The following is an 18,807-nucleotide window of genomic DNA, read 5'->3' as shown; positions in this document are numbered from 1 at the left end:
GATGCCCAAATAATGACACCTTGGTTGTCATGACGCTTGCCCTCGCCCAGGTCACCGTCCCGACGTTCCTGCCCGTGGAGGACGGCCGGATCGCCTACCGCGACACCGGCCCGCACCCGGACGGGCGCCCGCCGCTGGTGTTGCTGCACGGGGGCGCCGTCGACGGACGGATGTGGTCGCGTCAGATCGGGCCGCTGTCCGCCCGGCACCGGGTCGTGGTGCCGGACGCCCGCGGGCACGGCGCGTCGTCGACGCCCGGCCCGCAGGGCTACCGGCCGCACGCCGACCTCGCCGCGCTGCTGGAGCACCTCGACGCCGGGCCGGTCGCGCTCGTCGGACTGTCGATGGGGGCGCGGGTCGCGTTCGACACCGCGCTGGAACGCCCGGACCTCGTCGACCGGGTCGTGCTGTGCGGCGCCGGCGCGGGCGAGCCGGTGTGGACCGACCCGTGGACGGTCGACACCATGGCGCGCTGGGAGCAGGCGCGCCTGGACCTCGACGCCGAGCGCTGGGTCCGGGTGTTCCTGGAGTTCGTGCCCGGCCCGTTCCGCACGGAGGCCGACGTGGACCCGGCCGTCCTCGCCGAGATCCGGCTGATGGCGGTCGACCTGCTGTCCCACCACCTGCCCGCGGACCCGGCCGCGCCCCCGGGCCCGATCGGCTTCCTCGACGACGCCGTCGAGCGCGCCGGCGCGTTCCCGGTGCCGCTGCTCGGTCTCGTCGGCGCCCTCGATTCCGACGACCACCGGCGGATCGTCGCCGACGCGGTCGCCGCCGTCCCGGACGGCCGCTCCGGCGAGATCGGTGGGACCGCGCACTACCCGAACATGGAGCGTCCGCGGGAGTTCGAGCGGGCGGTGCTGGACTTCGTCAGCCGGTAGGGGTGCGGGCCCACACCGCGTACAGCGGATCCCCGGGTGCGCCGCAGTCACGGGCCACCGGGGTGTCGAACGCGCCGCTGCGCCGGAAGTACTCCCCGACGATCGCGACCCGCGTCCTGTCGTCGGAGGCGAGCCACCCGCGGACCGCCTTGGTCGGGAAGCAGCGGTTCGAGAACGTGGTGGCGAACACCCCGCCCGGCACCAGCACCCGTCCCACCTCGGCGAACACCGCGACCGGGTCGGTCAGGTAGTCGACCGAGACGGTGCAGACGCAGGCGTCGAACGCGGCGTCGGCGAAGGGGAGCACCGGGTCGGCGTTGAGGTCGTGGCGGACGGCCTCGTGGGCCATCTCGTTGGCGGCGAGCTCGGCCCGGTTCATGCCCAGCACGGTCAGGTGCTCCGGGCGGTGCGGCAGGTGCGACACCCACGACGACATCAGGTCCAGCACCCGGCCGGTGGTGCCGATCTCGTCGTAGAACGCCGACGCGGCGGCGATGGCGCCCTCGTCGATGTGCTGGACGAAGCGCGGGGGCAGGTAGAACTCGCGGTCGTCGGCCGGGTCGGCGCGGTCGAAGAAGCCGTCGGGGAAATCGTTCATCGTCGTGGGAGTCTGCCGTCATGACGACGTTCGTGCTGGTCCACGGCGCCTGGGGCGGCGCCCACTCCTTCCACCTGGTGCGCCCGCTGCTGCGCGCGGCCGGCCACGACGTGGTGACGCCCGCGCTCACCGGCATCGGGGAGCGCTCGCACCTGGCCGGGCCGTGGATCGACCTGTCCGTCCACGTGCGCGACGTGGTCGCCGCCGTGCTCTACGAGGACCTGCGCGACATCGTGCTGCTCGGGTTCTCCTACGGCGGCATGGTCGTCACCGGGGCGCTCGACGAGATCGGCGACCGGGTCCGTGAGCTGGTCTACCTCGACGCGTTCGTCCCCGACGACGGCGAGTCCGCCCTCGACCTGGCACCCGCCCTCGCCGGTGCGGTGCCCGCGCCGGGCTCGGCGGGGCTGGGGTCGTCGTGGCTGGTCCCGGGCCCGGAGCGGCACTACGACGACCCGGCCGAGGCCGCGTGGTCGGCGCCGCGGCGCTCCCCGCAGCCGGTCCGCACGCTCACCGAGCCGGTGCGGCTGTCCCGGCCGCTGGAGCAGTGGCCGTGCGGCCGGACGTTCGTGCGGGCCACCCGGGAGGACGTCGCGGGCGGGGCGTTCACCGCGGCCGCCGACCGCGCCCGGACCTCCGACGCCTGGCGCTACGCCGAGATCGACACCCACCACCTGGTGCCGCAGAACCGGCCCCGCGAGCTGGCCGCGCTGCTGCTGGACCTGGCCGGGTGATCAGCTGCCGAGCGCGCCGCGCAGCCAGGCGACCGAGCGCCCGGTGAAGTCGTCGGCGATCGCGACGCCCTTGCCCCAGCCGTCGAAGCCGTGCGGGGCGCCGGGGACGACGTCGAGCTCGACGGGCACCCCGGCCTCGCGCAGCCGCTGCGCGTAGGTGATGTCCTCGTCGTGGAACAGGTCGACGTCGCCGACGCCGATCCACGCGGGCGGCAGCCCGGACAGGTCGGCGCGACGGGCGGGCACCGCGTACGGGGCGGGCTCGCCGGTCCCGGGCGGGCGCCCCAGGTAGGCGCGCCAGCCGACCTCGTTGTTGCGGTTGTTCCACACCCGGTGCGGGGGCCGGTCGAGCTCGCGACGGGCGGCGGTGCGGTCGTCGAGCATCGGGTAGACCAGCCACTGCGCGACCGGCTGCGGTCCGCCCTCGTCGTGCAGGCGCTGGACCAGCGCGGCGGCCAGGCAGCCCCCGGCGCTCGCCCCGCCGACGGCGATCCGCGCCGGGTCGACCTCCAGCCGGCCGGCGGCGTCCCGCAGCCAGGTCCAGCCGGCGTGGCAGTCGTCGAGCGCGGCGGGGAACGGGTCACCGGGCGCGAGCCGGTAGTCCACCGAGACGACGACGATCCCCAGGTCCGCGGCGAGCTCGCCGCACCGCACGTCGTCGATCATGGGGGAGCCCAGGACGAGGCCGCCGCCGTGGAACCACAGCAGCGCCGCGGGGGTCGTGCGGTGGTCGGGGACGTGCACGCGCAGCAGCGGCGGGCCCGGGTGGGTGGTGGACCGGACCCCGTCGACGGTGGCGGGCCTGCCGCGCCGGGACAGCCGCTGCAGCAGGCGCAGCAGCCGGGGGCGGTGCAGCGGGATCGGTGGGACCCACCGCAGGGGGCGACGCAGCTCGGCGGCGATCCGGTCGGTGCTCACGACCCGATCCTGCCGGTGCGGGCCGGCCTCGCACACCTCGAGGACCTCGCACCGTCTGCAGGGGCTGCGAGGTGCGAGGTCCGTGCGGTCCGTACCGGACGGGGCGGTGCCGGTCGCGCCGCCGGTCGCGGTGCCGCTGGCCCGGTGCCGGGTGGGGACCGCGGGGCGGCACCGGCGGTCGTCAGGGGCGGTGTGGTGGCGCGACGCCCGGTCAGCGCGACAGCGCCGCGGCGAGGCGTCGGGTCAGCGGGTCCGGGGCGGCCCACGTGGCGACGGTCTGGTCGTCGTCCTCGACCCGGTGCACCCACTGCACCCCGCGCAGCGCGTTGACCAGCAGGAACCCGTCGGCCCCGGTGAGCGCGGCCAGGGGCAGCGGGGCGATCCGCACGGCGCCGGGGCCCAGCAGGTCGAGCAGCGCGCGGCGGCCGGTGCCGGGCAGGATGCGGCCGTCGAGCGGGGGGACCCACAGCCGCCCCCGGTGCACGGCGGCGACGGCGGAACGCGTCGTCTCCAGCACCAGGCCCGCCGGGTCGCACAGCAGCGGCGAACCGTCCCCGACCCCGGCCTCGTGGGCGTCGAGCCAGCGGCGGTCGACGAACTTGTGGGACTCGCCGTCGGTGCCGCGGCGGACGACGGCGACCACCCCGCCCTGTGCGTCGAGCGGGACCGGTCCGGGCCAGAGGACCGCGCGCACGGTGACCCGCGACGGGTCGTCCGGTGTCGCCTCGACCCGGACCCGGTGGTGCCCGGCCGCCCCCGCGACGGCCGTGGCGACCTCGGCCTCGACCCGCGCGTCGAGGGGGCGGCCGGTGACCGCGAGGTAGGAGCGGCGCAGCCGGGCGGCGTGCTCGCCGACCCGGCGGGCCCGGCCGTCGACGCAGGCCAGCGTCTCGAACAGGCCCGCGGCCCGGTCGGCGGGCCGGGCGACGGGCGGCCGGACCGGCCGGGGCGGGCCGTCCAGCGCGGCCAGGACCGGGGCGGCCTTGGTCAGGACCTCGCCGAACTCCTCCGCCGGGTCGGAGTCGACGGTGATGCCCCCGCCGACGCCGAGCCGGCCGCTGCGGCTGCCGTCGGGCCCGGCGGGGCCGAGGTCGAGGGTGCGGATCGCGACGTTCAGCTCCAGTCCGGCCAGCGGGCTCACCCCGCCGACGGCGCCGGTGAACAGCCCGCGGTCGCCGTCCTCGCAGTCGGCGATCACCTCGCAGGCCCGGATCTTCGGCGCGCCGGTGACCGAGCCCGGCGGGAACGTGGCGATGAGCAGGTCGGCGTCGGTGACGTCGTCGCGCAGCGTCGCGTGCACCCGCGACACCAGGTGCCACACCCCCGGATGCGGTTCGACGGCGAGCAGCCGCCCCGGCCGCACCCCGCCGGGCCGTGCCACCCGGGCCAGGTCGTTGCGCATCAGGTCGACGATCATCACGTTTTCGGCCGCGTCCTTCACCGAGGCGCCGAGCCGCGCGCGTTCGGCGTCGTCGGCGTCGCCACCGGTGCGCGGCCGGGTGCCCTTGATCGGCGCGGTGGTGACCCGGTCCCCGGCACGGTGCAGGAACAGCTCCGGGCTCGCGCCCACCGCGGCCCGCTCCGGCGTCACGACGAGCGCGGCGCGGGCCGGTGCGACCGGCTCGACCAGCCGGGCCCACGCCTCGTGCGGGTCGCCGTCGAGCCGCACCTCCAGCCGGGTCGCGATGTTGGCCTGGAAGATCTCGCCGCGGCGGATCTCGGTGACGCACCGCTCGACCGCGGCCAGGTGTGCGTCGCGGTCGGGCCACCGGGTGACCGCGATCCGGGCCGTCCGGCCCGGCGCCGGGCGGGCGAGGTCGGCGCACAGCTGCGTGTACCGGCGCTCGGCCGAGCCGGTGTCGGGGTGCACCGCACCGGGGTCGTCCGGCAGGCCCGGCAGCGGGGCTCCGCCGGCGACCAGCGCCTCGAACCACCAGCGCTCGCCGTCGTGCCGCAGCACGTCGCGGTACCAGGACAGCACCGCCGTCGGCCGCACACCGGGCGGGGCGTGGTCCAGGAGCCCGAACCAGCCGCCTCCGACGGCCCCGGCGGTCCCGGCGCCCGGGCTCGCCGCCGGGCCCGCGGACGGTGGCGGCGCGTCCAGCACGGCGAACGGGTCGGCCCCGTCCGGTGCGGTGAGCACCGGGTCGGTGGCGACCAGTGCCCCCCACGACCAGCTCCCGCCGAAGGCGACCAGCCGCGGCCGGTGGGCGAGCAGGCGCACCGCCGCCGCCACCCCGGACGGTGCGACACCGTCCGGGACCGGGACACGGTGCAGCCCGGTCCGGGCCGGGGCGGTCGAGGTCACCGGGAGAGCATGCTGATCCGGCCCCGCGCGGGGAAGGCGCCGTGACCCGGCGCACGCCTCACTCCCAGCTCTCCGGGCGCCGGGCGACGGCGTGGATCCGCTCCACCTCCCGCGGGCCGAGTACCGGGGTCAGCCCGCGCAGGGCGTACACCAGCGCGCCCCCGGTGGCGACCACGACGTCGTCGGGCCAGCGGCGCACCCGGAGCGGGGCCCCGACCAGCGCGATCACCGGGCGGACCGGCGTCGACGCGGCGGCGGCCCCGAGCCGGGGGAGCAGCAGCTCGCGGACCCGCTGCGCCTCGGCCCGGGCCCGCGGCACCGCGTCCGTGGCCGTCCCCGCGACGACCAGCCGATCGCCGTCGAGGAGCAGGGAGCGGCCGCGGTGGTGGCGGGTGTCGACGACGCAGATGCCGGGCGGCCCGATCAGGACGTGGTCGAGGTCGGCGGCGCCGCCGTCGAGCGGGACCGAGTGCAGGACCTGCCATGCCGGGGGCCTGCCGAGCAGCCGGTCCCGGCGGGTCCGCCCGGTGAGCGCGGTCAGCAGGTGCGCGGTGCGCTGCTCGCCGTCGGCGCCGAGGCGCCAGTTGCGGTCGGGGAACCCCGCCCTCCGCTGCTGCGCGGCGACGTGCCCCACCCGCCGGCCGGGGTAGTGGCGCGCCAGGTCCAGTGCGCGGGAACGGTCGGTGGTGGGGGTCGTCGCCGGTGTCGTCGTCATGGCGCGGAGTGTGCACCCGACCACCGACAGGAAACGGCGCTCGCCGGTAATCTCGCGACGGGGTGGTGCAGCCATGAACGGTGTGGACCCGCGGTTCGAGTCACCGGTCGACCGGACGATCCGGGAGGCCGTCGAGCGGGGCGACTTCGACGACCTGCCCGGCAAGGGCAAGCCGTTGCCCGGGGCGGGACGGATCGGCCCGGTCGACGAGAACTGGTGGATCCGCGGCTACCTGGAGCGGGAGGGCGTCCCGGGCGACGCGATGCTGCCGCCGTCGATCCAGCTGCGCAAGGAGCTGGACCGGATCGACGAGACCGTCACCCGCTTCGTCGACGAGCGCCGCGTGCGTGAGCACGTCGAGGAGGTCAACTCCCGGGTCGTCGACCACATGCGCCACCCGATGGGCCCGCGCGTGCCGATCCGCAGGCTCGACGCCGACGAGGTCGTCGCGCGCTGGCACGCGGCCCGGGAGCGGCGACGGGCCGCCGCCCGGCCCGCCGCGCCGCCGCCCGCCACCGCGGAGACCGCGCCGGGGTCCCGCCGTGGCTGGTGGGCACGCCTGTTCGGCCGCTGAGAGCCGTCGGGCCCCTCGCCCCGGAGACCACCGGGGCGACAGGTCCGCGCGCGGACTCACCGGGCGGGCGTCGCCGGTGTCCGTGGCGCGAAGTGACCGGGGGAGGCCAGCGGCCGGTCGGTCTCCAGCAGCGTCTTGAGCGCGGACAGGATCGCGGGCCAGCCCTCGCCCACGTCGCGGGCGTCCTGCGCGCCCTGCTCGTCGTCGGTGAAACCGGTGTGGACGACCTGCAGCTTCACCGCCTCCTCGCCGAACGGGGAGAGCGTGAACTCGACGACGGTCGGCGGCCGTCCCGCGGCCCGTTCCGCCTGCCCGGTGAAGGTGTAGGACAACCGGTGTGGCGGCTCGACGGCGAGGATCTCGCCGATGAAGTCGTCGCGGTCGGGGTGGACCGCCTCCAGCGGGCTGCCCACCCGCCAGTCCGAGGTCAGCTCCGCGCCGCCCCAGTACTGCATGGTGAACTCCGGCGTGGTCAGCGCCCGGAACACCTGCTCGGCGGTGCTGCGGATGTAGGTCGTGTAGACGAACCTGCGCTCACTGCTCATCGTGCTCCTCCAGCGCCGCGCGCAGGGCGGTGACCGCCTGCACCCGGCTGCGCTCGAACTTCCCGATCCACCGGTCGTGGATCTCCTGGATGGGGACCGGGTCGAGGTGGTGGAGCTTCTCCCGGCCGCGACGCAGCGTGGTCACCAGCCCGGCGGACTCCAGCTGCGCGAGGTGCTTGGAGACGGCCTGCCGGCTCATGTCCAGCCCCTCGCACAGTGCGCCGAGCGTCGACTCGCCCTGCTCGTGCAACCGGTCGAGGATGCGCCGCCGCGTCGGGTCCGCGAGTGCGCGGAAGACGGCGTCCACGTCGGTCACGCCGCCAATTATGCAACCATTCGGTTGCCTGTCAACCGCTGCCGGGACAGCCGTCCGCCGGGCTTCTCCACCGACAGCACCGTCGCGCCCAGCAGCATCACCTGATGCAGCACCGACGCCGCGACCAGCAGCGGCAGGACCGACCGGTCCCCGGCCGCGGCGACGTCGACCCACCCGGTGGTGAGCGCGACCGACGAGACGATCACCGCCGGCGCCAGCACGGTCTTCGCGACGACCCAGCGGTACCGGAACAGCCCCCACGCCGTTCCGAGGCCGAGGGCCGCCCCGCTGAGGACGGTGCCGACGGCGAGGAACGGGATCATCCCGTTCCCGACGGTGCCCATCACCGCGACGGCGAACCCGGCGTCGCCACCCCGCAGCAGCACCGCCACGGGCAGCACCAGCATCACCAGCGACGCGCCGGTCCAGGCCACCGCGAGCAGCACGTGCACCGTCCGCAACGCGGCCCGCGGGCGCCGGGCGAGCCGCCGCGGTGCGGTCCGTCCGGCCCGCTCGGCGACGGCGGTCACCGCAGCTCCTCGGGCATCTCCTCGTCCGGCGACGCCTCGCGCTCGGCCCGCCGGGAGTGCACGAACAGGATCAGGCCCAGCCAGAACGCCGGCCCGATCGGGACGAACAGCGGCGCCGGGCCGAGCACGGCGCCCAGGACCAGCAGGAGCAGCACGGCGACGGTCACCCCGGCGTGGATCCGCAGGTTGCGCTGCGCGCGGGGGGTGAGCGGACCGCGCCGGGGGCGACGCGGCCGCGGCGGGCGGGGCAGCCCGGCGAGCAGCGGGACGAGCTCGTCGCGGGTGCGGGCGGCGTAGGCGGCGGCCTGCCGCTCGTCGGACTCGGCGAGGGTCAGGCGCCCCTCGGCGGCGGCCGTCCGCAGCCGGGCGGTGACGTGCTCGCGCTCGGCGTCCGAGGCGAGCACGGCGTCGGACCGGGGCGGGAGACCGCCCGCGGTCGTCGCCGTGGGCGCGGTCGCGGCCGGTACCGCGTCGGCCGGGGGCGGGGTGACGGGGGACGGTGCGGCCGGTGCCGGGGCGGTGGCCGGTCCGGGTGCGGGACGGGTGTCCGGAGTCGCTGTCATGACGGCCAGCGTCGCGGTGCCGGGGGGTCGCGCGCGTCCGTCCGCGGTCGCCGATCCCGCTGTCGCCCCCGGGGAAGGAGCGGCCGCCCGTGTACTCCCGCGGGTGTACGGCACCGGTCACCGTCCGGACGACGACCGCTGTCGGTGCCCCGGTCTACGGTGTCCCGCGTGCCCGCCGACCGACGTCCGAGGTGGGGCGGGATCGCGCGGATCCTCGTCCCTGCGCTGGTCGTCGGCCTGTTCACCGTGGGCGGGACGGCGTTCTACGCCGTCCGCAGCGCGCAGTACCCGGACCCGGACGCGACGGCACTCCCGCTCGACGGGCTCGCCGTCGCACTGCTCGCGGTGGGGCCGGTCGCGCTGCTGTTCCGGCACCTGAACCGGGTCGTGGCGCTCGCGGTGTGCGCAGCCGCGGTCGTCGTCTACCTGGGCCTGGGGTACCCGCCGATCGGGCCGCTCGGGTTCGCGTTCGCCGTGGCGCTGGTGTCGGCGGTCGCCGCCGGGCGCCACCACCGCGCGCTCGCGGTGGTGGCCGTCGCGCTGGCCGTGCTGACCGGGTGGCTGCTCGTGACCGGGCGGCCGATCCCGTGGCCGGCGACCGCGCCGGTCCTGGCCTGGCTGGCGGCGCTCGTCGCGGGCGGCGCCCTCTGGCGGGTCCGGCGCGAGCGCACGGCGCAGGCCCGGCGGGCCGCCGAGGCCGAGCGTCGGCGCAGCGCCGACGCCGAGCGGCTGCGCATCGCCCAGGAGCTGCACGACGTGCTGGGCCACCACGTCTCCCTGATCAACGTGCAGGCCGGGGTCGCGCTCTACCTGATGGACGACGACCCGGAGCAGGCCCGCACCGCGCTCACCGAGATCAAGCGGGCCAGCCGCGACCTGCTGCGCGAGATGCGCTCCACCCTCGGCGTGCTGCGTGGGGTCGACGAGCAGGCCCCGCGGGCGCCCACCCCCGGCCTGGACCGGCTCGACGCGCTGCTCGACGAGGTGCGCGCCGCGGGGCTGCCGGTGCGCCGCGGCGCCGAGGGGACCCCGCGACCGCTGCCGACCGGGGTCGACCTGGCGGCGTACCGGATCGTGCAGGAGTCGCTGACCAACACGCGTCGGCACGCCGGGGCCGGTGGCGCGATGGTCACCCTGCGGTTCGGCGACGACGCGCTGGACCTGACCGTCGACGACGACGGTGCCGGCCCGGCGCCCGGCGCGGTGGACGGCACGGGGCTGACCGGCATGCGCGAGCGTGCGCGCTCGGTCGGCGGGACCCTGGAGGCGGGGCCGGGCCCGGAGCGGGGCTTCCGGGTGCGCGCCCACCTGCCCGCGCCGCCGGCCGACCCCGCCGCCGCGGACCCCGCTGCCCCGGACCCCGCTGCCCCGGACCCCGCTGCCCCGGACCCCGCTGCCCCGGACCCCGCTGCCCCGGACCCCGCTGCCCCGGACCCCGCTGCCCAGGGCTCCGCCGCCCCGGGCTCCGCCCCGGCCGGGCGTTCCCCCGCGGAACCCGCTCCGGCCGACCCGACCGGACGGGCCGGGGCCGCCGGGGCGACCGACCGCCCCGGGCGGGCCCACGTCCCCGACCGCCCCGCGACCCCGGGAGCCGACAGGTGATCCGCGTCCTGCTCGCCGACGACCAGGCGCTCGTCCGCTCCGGGTTCCGCGCCCTGCTCGGCTCCCAGCCCGACCTGGACGTGGTCGCCGAGGCCGCCGACGGCGCACGGGCCGTCACCGCGGCCCGCGAGCACCACCCGGACGTCGTCCTCATGGACATCCGCATGCCCGGCACCGACGGCATCACCGCGACCCGGGAGATCACCGACGACCCGGAGCTCGCCGGCACCCGGGTGGTCGTCCTGACCACCTTCACCGACGACTCCTACGTCTTCGACGCGATCCGTGGCGGCGCCAGCGGATTCCTGGTCAAGGACTCCGAACCGGCCGACCTCATCCACGCCATCCGGGTCGTCCACGGCGGGGAGGCCCTGCTCGCCCCGGCGGTCACCCGCACCCTGATCGCCGAGTTCGCGGCGCGCTCCCGGGGCGGCCCCGACGGCGCGGTCCGGCTCGGCGAGCTCACCGACCGCGAGCGGGAGGTCCTCGCGGAGGTCGCGGCCGGGCTGTCCAACGACGAGATCGCCGCCCGCCTGCACATGAGCCCGACGACGGCGAAGACCCACGTCAGCCGCACGATGACCAAGCTCGGCGCCCGGGACCGCGCGCAGCTGGTCGTGCTGGCCTACGAGTCGGGCCTGGTCCGCCCCGGCTGGAGCGGCTGAGAGGATCGCGGGCGTGACCACCGTCTTCGTGTTCAACGGCCCGAACCTCAACCTGCTCGGGACCCGCAAGCCGGAGGTGTACGGGACCACCGTGCTCACCGACGTCGAGGCGCTGTGCCGGGAGTCGGCCGCCGCGCACCACCTCGAGCTGGACTTCCGCCAGACCAACCACGAGGGCGTCCTCGTCGACTGGATCCACGAGGCCGGCACCGCGGTGAAGCGCGGCGACGCGGTCGGCCTGGTCCTCAACGCCGCCGCCTACACCCACACCTCGGTCGCGCTGCACGACGCGATCGAGGGCGCCGAGCTCCCCACGGTCGAGGTGCACATCTCCAACGTGCACGGCCGCGAGACCTTCCGGCACCACTCGTTCGTCTCGCCGGTGGCGGCCGGGATCGTCGTCGGGTTCGGCGTCGACGGCTACGCGCTCGCCATCGACGGGCTGGTCCGCAAGGTGCGCCCGCTGCGCGCCGTCTGAACCCGCGCCGCCCGCCGCCGCTGCGCTGCCCGGCCGGTGCGCCGCCGGATCGTGCGCCGTCCGACCGGGCCGGCGCCGGTCGGCCCGGTCCGTCGCCGTACCCCTCGGACGGCGGTGACGGACCGGGCGGGGATCACTCCCCGGCGACGGCCGACGGGTCCATCCACACGAACTCGAGGTGGTGGCCGTCCGGGTCGTCGATGCCGCGGCCGTACATGAAGCCGTGGTCCTCGGTCTTGCCGGACAGCGCCCCGCCCGCGGCCAGACCGGCGTCGATCAGCCGGTCGACGTCGTCGCGGCTCTCGACGCCGAAGGCGTTGATGACCTCGCGGGCGGTCCGCGGGTCGGCGACACCGGGCTGCTCGGTGAACTCCCGGAACCGGTCCTGCGCCATCACCATGACGACGATGGCGTCGCTGACGACGAACGAGGCGGTGCGCTCGTCGGAGAACTGCTCGTTCAGGGTGAAGCCGAGCGCGGAGTAGAACGCCTTCGCGGCGTCCAGGTCGCTGACCGGCAGGTTCACGAAGATCATGTTCGGCATCGGGGGCTCCTGTGGACGGTGGCGCCGGGGTCCCGGTGCCGTTCGAAGGGGTGGACCGGGGGCGGTGACCGGACTCATCGGTCGTGCGCCGGGAACTTCGGCCGGGCTCCGGGCAGGATCGGGGCATGACCGTGAAGTGGGGAATCATCGGGCCCGGCCGCATCGCCGACGCCGTCGCACCGGACTTCGCGCACGTGCCCGGCGCCGAGCTCGTCGCCGTCGCGTCGCGTTCCGCGGAACGCGGTGCCGACTTCGCCCGCCGGCACGGCGTCGACCGGGTGCACACCGGCTACCGCGCGATCCTCGACGACCCGGACGTCGACGTCCTCTACGTCGCCACCCCGCACCCGCAGCACCGCGCGATCGCGCTGGCCGCGATCGAGGCGGGCAAGGCCCTGATGATCGAGAAGGCGTTCACCGTCAGCTCCGTCGCGACCCGCGAGATCGCCGCGGCCGCCCGCAACCGCGGCGTGTTCGTGATGGAGGCGATGTGGACGCGGTTCTTCCCGGCCGTCGTCCGGCTGCGCGAGCTCGTCGCCGAGGGCGCGATCGGGGAGGTCCGCTCCGTGCAGGCCGACCTCGGCGTGCGCAACCGCACCGCGGACGACGACCGCTTCTTCTCCCCGGAGCTCGGCGGCGGCGCCCTGTTCGACCTCGGCGTCTACGTGGTCTCGTTCGCCCAGATGCTGCTCGGCAGCCCGGTCACGGTCGCCGCGAGCGGTGCGCTGACGCCGTCCGGTGTGGACCTGGAGGAGTCCATCCTGCTCGGTTGGCCCGACGGCCGCAGCGCCGCACTGCAGGTCAGCCTGCAGTGCGCGATGCCCGGCTCGGCCCGGGTGATCGGCACCGAGGGCTGGATCGAGGTGCCGCCGCGCTTCCACCACCCGGACCGGATCGTGGTGCACCGGCACGGCGCCGACCCCGAGGAGATCGTGCTGCCGGCCACCGGGCGCGGCTACGCGCACGAGATCGAGGAGGTGACCCGCCGGGTCGCGGCGGGAGAGACGGAGAGCCCGGTCATGCCGCTGGCCGACACCGTCGCCGTCCAGGACGTGATGGCCGCGGTCGCCGACCGGGTCGGGATGGTCCCGGAGGAGGGACCGGCGGAGCTCAGGTGATCCGCTGACCAGCATGCGGACGGGATCCTGTCGGTCCATTCACGGTGACATCGATGTCATTCAATAGAAAGACACAGATTCATTCTATGGTGTCCCAGCGGGTCTCGTGATTGCGGGTCGACATGGTGGGCCCCTAGCGTCGGGGGCGAGTCGTCGTCGAGGTGAAAGTGGTTGCCATGGCTCCCGTCCATTTCTTCCTTGCATTTGACTCGTCGTGCGGTCGCTGCGCCAGGATCAGTGAAGTAGTCTCGAACGAGATTGCGTCAGAGATCGAAGTCGTGCCGCTCGCGGATCCGATGGTCAAGGACCTGCGAAGCGCGTTCTACGGCAAGAATCCCCCATGGAGACCGACTCTCATCCAGGTCGATGAAGAAGGGGTTCGGTGTCATATCGGCGCCGGGATGGCGGCGACTCTGACTCGTCTTCTTGGATTTCGTCGTGCCGGGCGAGTTGTTCTTGCCCTCGGTGGGCGAACGAGTCGCCGCTCTGATCAGGCCAGCCTGTCCAGAGCAGGCTTCCTCAGGGCCGCCTGTGTAGGCGGAGCGGTAGCGGTGACGGCCGTGGCCTCGCCGAGAATGATCAACTCGACGGCGGGTGCTCCTGTTCGCCGACTTGCAGCCGGAACCACCGCACTGCACTCCGCCGGATACCACGATCTCCCGTCCGGCTACCTCTCCGGTGCAATGGACCGCCTCGCGGTCGATTCCGACTTCCGACTGCTGATGACGCGCGCTGGAATGGACTCGTTCACCTTTCAGCCCGTGGCGGTGCAGGGGGCACGTCATAGGCTCCGAGGCGGTGGAGAGATGACGGTGACTGCGCTCGCGGCGGACGACGCCCGTGTGCTAGTGGCGCGAGAATTCTCAGGAGTTCAGGGTGCGGGGCATCGAGATTATGCGATGTGGCAGAAGCAGGGCAATGATGTCCTCGTGATGAAAGCGATGGCGGTGAGCGGGGCTGGGCTCGTTGAACTGCATCCGGCAGAAGTGCAGGGAAAGTGTGGAACGTGTAGTACGACAACGATGTACGACGGGCCCGGGTGTGGTGCGATCGACCTCAAGGTGTGTGCGGGGTGCGCCAGCTGTGCCTCGTGCAAGAATGCAAAATGAAAAGCAGGCTATATCGCCTGTGCGGCGTGCATCGCGGGGTGCGCCGCAACAGTCGACGGCTGTTGCACGAAGCCGATCACGGTCTGCATGCCGTGCAAGGCTGTGCCATGACCGGGTAGCTCGCCGGCGGCGTACCCGCGGCGGTGGTAGGGGACCTCGGGTGGCTGTGAGGCATCAGTCGGGTGTTCGATCTTTACCTGATGAAACTCCGAGGGTAGACCGGGCGGGTGTCCGACACCACCACCAACCCTCAGCGCCGGGAGGGGACCTTTCTCGGTCACCCCGTTCAGCTCGCGACGCTCTTCGGCGTCGAGATGTTCGAGCGGTTCTCCTTCTACGGCATGCAGGCGATCCTGCTGTACTACATGTACTACGAGGTCACCGCCGGTGGCCTCGGCTACGACCAGGGAGTCGCGGCTGGAGTCGTCGGAGCCTACGGCGGAACCGTCTAGCTCTCGACGATCCTCGCCGCGTGGCTCGGCGATCGGCTGTTCGGTCCGGAGCATGTCCTCTTCGGCAGCGCGGTGGCGGTCATGGCCGGGCACATCGCTCTGGCGCTCCTGCCGGGCGGAGCAGGGCTGGCCTGTGGTCTCGTCCTCGTCGCGCTCGGCAGCGGCGGGATCAAGGCGAACGCGTCGACGATCGTCGCGATGCTCTACGGCGAGGGTGACGACCGCCGCGACGCCGGGTTCTCGATCTTCTATCTGGGCGTCAACATCGGCGCTCTGCTCGGACAGATCCTCACCCCGGTCGTGCAGACCCGGGCGGAGAGCTTCCATATCGGGTTCGGTCTCGCCGCGCTCGGCATGGCGATCGGTCTGGCCCAGTACGCGTTCTTCCGCCGGAGCCTTCCGGCGGAGGGCAAGCTCCCGCCCAACCCGCTCCCGGCCTCGCAGCGGACCCGCGCCGGGCTGATCGGCGCGGCCGTCGTCGTCGTGCTGCTGGTCCTCACGGTCACCGGGGTGATCACGGCGGGTCGCCTGGACTACATCGTCACCGGGGTCGTCGCGGTCGCCACGATCGCCTACTTCTCCGTGATGCTGACCAGCTCCAGGGTGAACCGGGTCGAGCGCCGCCGTGTGCTGGCCTTCCTGCCGATGTGGATCGCCAGCGCTGTCTTCTGGGCGATCTTCCAGCAGATCTTCACCGTACTGACGATCTACGCGGACGAACGACTGAACCGCTCGGTATTCGGTCTGTTCGAGATCCCGGCCGGCTCCGTCCAGGCGATCGAACCACTGTTCGTCGTGCTGCTGGCCGGAGTGTTCGCCGCGGTGTGGACCAAGCTCGGCCCGCGTCAGCCGGCGTCGCCGGCGAAGATGGCGCTCGGCACGATCATCATCGGTGTCGGCTTCCTGTTGTTCGTGCCACTGGCCGGTACCGGGGCCAACGGCACCCCGATGCTGGCCGTCGCCGGGATCCTGCTGGTGTTCTGCATCGGAGAGCTCTTCACCTCTCCAGTCGGTCAATCGCTGTCGACGAAGCTGGCTCCGGCCGCGTTCCGCACCCAGATGGTGGCCCTGTTCTTCCTGTCGGTCTCGATGGGATCGGTGCTCGCCGGAGTCCTGGCCGATTTCTACAGCGAGGAGAACGAAGCCGCGTACTTCGGCATCACCGGGGCCGCTGCGATCGTCGTCGGCATCGTGGTGCTCGTGCTCGTGCCGAAGCTGAAGGTCCTGATGGAGGGCGTCCGCTAGGCCCCGGTCGAACACCGGTTCGATCCGTCCCCAGCTGTGCACACACCTGTGGACAACTCCGGTGGATCACCGACGACGAGTACGCCGGATCGTCGGTGAGTCCATCGTGTCGCCGGCCATCTCCCGGGCGATCCGCACCACGTGCGCGCGGACGTCCGGGGGCTGGTCGGCGATCCGCATCGCCAGCATCTCCAGCACCGAGGCCAGCCCGAACGCGATCTCGGGGCGGCTGAGCCCGGCGTAGCGCGCCTGCACGGCCTCGTGCCGCAGCGCGGCCGCGGCGGCGAGCACCGTCTCGCGGTCGGTGCGCAGGGCGGCCAGCCGCCGTCGTTCGTGGGTGTTCATGCTCCCCCGGTCGTCGCTGCGGAGCCGTCGCGGGCGACGGCCGGTCCGCACCCGGGGGAGCGGGCGCGGCGACCAGCGTGCCCCGCCCGCCCCGGCAGGCGCCAGGCGGGTCCCCGAGATGTCGCACACACGTTCGACTCAGAGCAGCAGCAGGACCACGCCGAGTGCCGAGAACGCCCCCCGGAGGTGGTTCGCGACGCTCCACCGCGGAGCGAACGCGGCCCAGTCGCCGTCGCGCTCCAGGGCGTTGTTGAGCGGGATGTTCACCGCGGCGGTCACGGCGAAGCCGGCCAGCACCGCGACCCCGCCCGCGATCCGCAGCGGCTGCCCGCCGAGCGCCCCGGCCACCGTCACCGCGCCGGCGAGCAGTGCGGTGCCGGCGAACAGTGTCCCGAACACCGGGTTCACGATCACCCGGTTCACCCCGCGCATCACCGCGACCGCCTCCGCGGCGGGGCGACGACGCAGGGCGGGGAGCGCCGCGACCGAGAACGCCAGGTAGACCCCGCCGAGCAGGCCCGCCCCGGTGAGAGTGGCTCCGTCGAGGAGGCCGGTCATCCCGCCACCCCCGCCGCCCACTCCTCGACGGTCAGCACGCCGTCGGCGGCGCCCCGCGGGCCGTGCGCCCGGACCCGACCCTCGTTGAACGCCCGGTTCATCGCGACGTGCAGCCGCGCCCCGTCGGCGGACAGTCCGGCCTCGCGCAGCAGCCCCTCCATCTCCCCGTCCGGGACACGCACGTAGGCCAGGTCCGGCAGGCCCAGCGCGGGCCCGAGCGCGGCGACGACGTCGGGCACCGTCCGGTCCGCCGCGCCCTGCACCTCCACGACGTCCGGTGCGTCCGGGTCGAGCAGCGCCGCGGCGGCGGCCCGGCCGACGTCGCGGGTGGCGACCATCGGCAGCGCGACGTCCGGGTCGACCGAGTCGGCATGCACCCCGTGTGCCCGCATGGCGTCGGCCGACCACAGGAACGACTCCAGGAACAGGCCCGGCCGGACCCGGGTGACGTGCGCGTCGAGCGTCACCAGCCGGGCCTCCTGGTCGTGCAGGCTGCCCAGGTACCCGGTCGCGGCGAGACCGGGGCCGCCCGGGACCTCCGCCCCGAGCGAGCTCAGCGCGACGACCCGGGGCACGGCCGCGTCCCGCAGCGCGGCGACGACCGACTCCCCGAGCCGGGCCTGGTGGGCGGCGTGGTCGGGCCCGGTGACGTCGAACGGCAGCAGTACGAACGCGGCGGCCGCGCCGTCGAACGCCCGGCGCAGGAACGCCCGGTCGCCCAGGTCGCCGGGCCACGGCCGCACCCCCGGCGCGGCGACGGCCGGGCGGCGCGCGACGGCGCGGACGCCCACCCCGGCCGCGGTCAGCTCCCGGACGACCTGCGATCCCACGTTCCCGGTCGCACCCAGCACGGTGATCATGTCGAACGCCTCTCGTCGGTGTCCGTCCACGATCACCGCCATCGAGTGGACGCAGAAGGGCCGTACATCCACAACTGATGCTCATCCGTCCACAGATGGGGATGAGCTGTGGACGGACTGTCATGCTGTGCACCGTGTCCACCGCGCCGCCGTTCCCGGCCGCCGACCCGCTCGGGGAGGCGCTGCACGTGCTGCGGATGGACGGCCTCTTCTACTGCCGCTCCGAGCTCGGCGAGCCGTGGGGGATGACGCTGCCGCCGACGCCGGGCTGCCTCTGGTTCCACGTCGTCACCTCCGGCGGGTGCCGGCTCGCCGTCGACGGCGCCGGCGGCCGGGACGGGGCCGACCGCGAGCTGCGCCCCGGCGAGCTCGTCGTCGTGCCGCGGGGGACCGGGCACGTGCTGCGCAGTGCGCCCGGTGCGTCCGCCCCGGACATCCGGTCGATCCCGCACCCGATGCTCGACGGGCGCTACGCCCTGCTCCGGCACGGCGGCGACGGTCCGGTGACCCGGATGGTGTGCGGCGCGGTCCGGTTCTCCCACCCCGCCGCGGGCGACCTCGTCGCGAGCCTGCCCGACCTCGTCCGGGTCGAGCCGTCACCGATCGGGGACCGGGTGCAGGACACGCTGCGGCTGCTGGCCGCGGAGGTCGAGCACGGCGGCCCCGGCAGCGACGCGGTGATCACCCGGCTGGCCGACGTACTGGTCCTGCAGGCGGTGCGCGGCCGGCTGCAGGCCGACGCGGCCACCCGTACCGGCTGGCTCGGGGCGCTCGCCGACGACCGGATCGGCCGCGCGCTCGCCGCGGTGCACCGCGAGCCGGAGCGGGACTGGACCGTCGCCGCGCTCGCCGCGACGGCGGCCATGTCGCGGTCGGCGTTCTCCGCCCGGTTCACCGAGCTCGTCGGCGAGTCCGCGATGGGCTACGTGACCCGGTGGCGGATGCACGCCGCCGCCGAGTTCCTGTCAGGGGGGAGTGGGACGGTGGCGCAGGCGGCCCACCGGTTCGGTTACCGGTCCGAGGCGGCGTTCGCACGGGCCTTCTCGCGGGTCGTCGGGGAGCCCGCCGGACGGGTGCGCCGGCACGGGCTCGCGGGCACGGCCGATGCCCTCGCCGCCTTCCGGAGCTGATCCGGGCCCTCGCACACAC

The 18,807-nt window shown here is 74.7% G+C and carries 23 protein-coding genes; 11 read left to right on the top strand and 12 right to left on the bottom strand.

All coding sequences use genetic code 11. From position 1 onward, the window contains the following. Positions 1 to 29: 29 nt before the first annotated feature. Positions 30 to 881 (top strand): alpha/beta fold hydrolase, encoded by an 852-nt coding sequence (locus tag MTO91_RS25600; protein ID WP_476653052.1) that lies wholly within the window; start codon positions 30 to 32, stop codon positions 879 to 881. Here MTO91_RS25600 and MTO91_RS25595 read toward each other — a convergent pair. Then, complete coding sequence (locus MTO91_RS25595) at positions 871 to 1,479, bottom strand: class I SAM-dependent methyltransferase (RefSeq protein WP_357437135.1); 609 nt, start codon at positions 1,477 to 1,479, stop codon at positions 871 to 873. The two genes, MTO91_RS25600 and MTO91_RS25595, sit on opposite strands and share 11 nt — an antisense overlap. A 20-nt stretch (positions 1,480 to 1,499) precedes the next feature. Between MTO91_RS25595 and MTO91_RS25590 the strand changes: the two genes are divergently transcribed. Beyond that, positions 1,500 to 2,213 (top strand): alpha/beta fold hydrolase, encoded by a 714-nt coding sequence (locus tag MTO91_RS25590; RefSeq protein ID WP_357437133.1) that lies wholly within the window; start codon positions 1,500 to 1,502, stop codon positions 2,211 to 2,213. Here the strand turns inward: MTO91_RS25590 and MTO91_RS25585 are convergent, their stop codons facing one another. The 3 genes from MTO91_RS25585 to MTO91_RS25575 all read right to left on the bottom strand — a co-directional run bounded on the left by MTO91_RS25585 (position 2,214) and on the right by MTO91_RS25575 (position 6,154). Next, complete coding sequence (locus tag MTO91_RS25585) at positions 2,214 to 3,131, bottom strand: alpha/beta hydrolase (protein WP_405421083.1); 918 nt, start codon at positions 3,129 to 3,131, stop codon at positions 2,214 to 2,216. A 211-nt stretch (positions 3,132 to 3,342) separates the two neighbouring features. After that, positions 3,343 to 5,439, bottom strand: coding sequence for a chorismate-binding protein (locus MTO91_RS25580; protein ID WP_405421086.1), 2,097 nt, complete (start codon positions 5,437 to 5,439; stop codon positions 3,343 to 3,345). A gap of 58 nt (positions 5,440 to 5,497) precedes the next feature. After that, positions 5,498 to 6,154 (bottom strand): nuclease-related domain-containing protein, encoded by a 657-nt coding sequence (locus tag MTO91_RS25575; protein ID WP_476653050.1) that lies wholly within the window; start codon positions 6,152 to 6,154, stop codon positions 5,498 to 5,500. A 73-nt stretch (positions 6,155 to 6,227) separates the two neighbouring features. Between MTO91_RS25575 and MTO91_RS25570 the strand changes: the two genes are divergently transcribed. Further along, entirely contained in the window at positions 6,228 to 6,728 is a 501-nt protein-coding gene (locus MTO91_RS25570; RefSeq protein WP_251783481.1) for a DnaJ family domain-containing protein, read from the top strand. Positions 6,729 to 6,784: 56 nt separating this feature from the next. On the opposite strand, the gene MTO91_RS25565 is transcribed toward MTO91_RS25570, so the two are convergent. From MTO91_RS25565 to MTO91_RS25550, 4 genes are read right to left on the bottom strand one after another with little or no spacing between them, the layout of a single operon-like run. Next, positions 6,785 to 7,273, bottom strand: coding sequence for an SRPBCC family protein (locus MTO91_RS25565; RefSeq protein WP_476653049.1), 489 nt, complete (start codon positions 7,271 to 7,273; stop codon positions 6,785 to 6,787). Next, complete coding sequence (locus MTO91_RS25560) at positions 7,263 to 7,589, bottom strand: ArsR/SmtB family transcription factor (protein WP_062398577.1); 327 nt, start codon at positions 7,587 to 7,589, stop codon at positions 7,263 to 7,265. Before MTO91_RS25560 ends, MTO91_RS25565 begins: the two co-directional genes overlap by 11 nt. A gap of 8 nt (positions 7,590 to 7,597) precedes the next feature. After that, positions 7,598 to 8,119 (bottom strand): hypothetical protein, encoded by a 522-nt coding sequence (locus tag MTO91_RS25555; protein ID WP_476653048.1) that lies wholly within the window; start codon positions 8,117 to 8,119, stop codon positions 7,598 to 7,600. Next, positions 8,116 to 8,682, bottom strand: a complete 567-nt coding sequence (locus MTO91_RS25550) for a DUF1707 SHOCT-like domain-containing protein (RefSeq protein WP_251783485.1) — start codon at positions 8,680 to 8,682, stop codon at positions 8,116 to 8,118. The genes MTO91_RS25555 and MTO91_RS25550 overlap by 4 nt, the downstream gene beginning before the upstream one ends. A 168-nt stretch (positions 8,683 to 8,850) precedes the next feature. On the opposite strand from MTO91_RS25550, the gene MTO91_RS25545 reads away from it, so the two are divergent. The 3 genes from MTO91_RS25545 to aroQ are packed head-to-tail and all read left to right on the top strand — an operon-like array spanning position 8,851 to position 11,427. After that, complete coding sequence (locus MTO91_RS25545) at positions 8,851 to 10,284, top strand: sensor histidine kinase (protein WP_476653047.1); 1,434 nt, start codon at positions 8,851 to 8,853, stop codon at positions 10,282 to 10,284. After that, positions 10,281 to 10,949 carry a response regulator transcription factor gene (locus MTO91_RS25540; RefSeq protein WP_405421101.1) on the top strand — a complete coding sequence of 223 codons (669 nt, stop codon included), beginning with the start codon at positions 10,281 to 10,283 and terminating at the stop codon, positions 10,947 to 10,949. The genes MTO91_RS25545 and MTO91_RS25540 overlap by 4 nt, the downstream gene beginning before the upstream one ends. 4 nt (positions 10,950 to 10,953) lie before the next feature. Beyond that, the gene (gene aroQ / locus MTO91_RS25535; RefSeq protein ID WP_405421652.1) at positions 10,954 to 11,427 is read left to right on the top strand and encodes a type II 3-dehydroquinate dehydratase; all 474 of its coding nucleotides are present in this window, start codon (positions 10,954 to 10,956) and stop codon (positions 11,425 to 11,427) included. A gap of 133 nt (positions 11,428 to 11,560) precedes the next feature. Here the strand turns inward: aroQ and MTO91_RS25530 are convergent, their stop codons facing one another. Then, a complete protein-coding gene (locus MTO91_RS25530) occupies positions 11,561 to 11,971 on the bottom strand; it encodes a VOC family protein (protein ID WP_350590704.1) in 411 nt (136 codons plus the stop codon). A 125-nt stretch (positions 11,972 to 12,096) separates the two neighbouring features. On the opposite strand from MTO91_RS25530, the gene MTO91_RS25525 reads away from it, so the two are divergent. From MTO91_RS25525 to MTO91_RS25510, 4 genes are all read left to right on the top strand, one after another. Next, a complete protein-coding gene (locus MTO91_RS25525) occupies positions 12,097 to 13,089 on the top strand; it encodes a Gfo/Idh/MocA family protein (protein ID WP_350590703.1) in 993 nt (330 codons plus the stop codon). Between the two features lie 176 nt (positions 13,090 to 13,265). After that, entirely contained in the window at positions 13,266 to 14,198 is a 933-nt protein-coding gene (locus tag MTO91_RS25520) for a hypothetical protein (RefSeq protein ID WP_405421103.1), read from the top strand. Positions 14,199 to 14,425: 227 nt separating this feature from the next. Beyond that, on the top strand, positions 14,426 to 14,650 hold the full coding sequence (locus tag MTO91_RS25515) for a hypothetical protein (RefSeq protein ID WP_455752476.1): 225 nt from the start codon (positions 14,426 to 14,428) through the stop codon (positions 14,648 to 14,650). Positions 14,651 to 14,659: 9 nt separating this feature from the next. Then, entirely contained in the window at positions 14,660 to 15,895 is a 1,236-nt protein-coding gene (locus tag MTO91_RS25510) for a peptide MFS transporter (protein WP_476654968.1), read from the top strand. A 66-nt stretch (positions 15,896 to 15,961) separates the two neighbouring features. Here the strand turns inward: MTO91_RS25510 and MTO91_RS25505 are convergent, their stop codons facing one another. The 3 genes from MTO91_RS25505 to MTO91_RS25495 all read right to left on the bottom strand — a co-directional run bounded on the left by MTO91_RS25505 (position 15,962) and on the right by MTO91_RS25495 (position 17,730). Then, entirely contained in the window at positions 15,962 to 16,240 is a 279-nt protein-coding gene (locus tag MTO91_RS25505; RefSeq protein ID WP_062398562.1) for a hypothetical protein, read from the bottom strand. Between the two features lie 138 nt (positions 16,241 to 16,378). Then, on the bottom strand, positions 16,379 to 16,798 hold the full coding sequence (locus MTO91_RS25500) for an anthrone oxygenase family protein (RefSeq protein ID WP_346104610.1): 420 nt from the start codon (positions 16,796 to 16,798) through the stop codon (positions 16,379 to 16,381). After that, a complete protein-coding gene (locus MTO91_RS25495; RefSeq protein WP_476653044.1) occupies positions 16,795 to 17,730 on the bottom strand; it encodes an NmrA family NAD(P)-binding protein in 936 nt (311 codons plus the stop codon). Before MTO91_RS25495 ends, MTO91_RS25500 begins: the two co-directional genes overlap by 4 nt. Before the next feature lie 62 nt (positions 17,731 to 17,792). Between MTO91_RS25495 and MTO91_RS25490 the strand changes: the two genes are divergently transcribed. Then, positions 17,793 to 18,788: an AraC family transcriptional regulator gene (locus tag MTO91_RS25490; RefSeq protein WP_476653042.1), complete on the top strand. Its 996-nt coding sequence runs from the start codon at positions 17,793 to 17,795 to the stop codon at positions 18,786 to 18,788. Positions 18,789 to 18,807: the final 19 nt, after the last annotated feature.

This window comes from Pseudonocardia sp. 2-7, assembly GCF_056341085.1.
The sequence above is the reverse complement of the archived record's forward strand: the minus strand, read 5'-3'. Positions and strand labels throughout refer to the sequence as shown.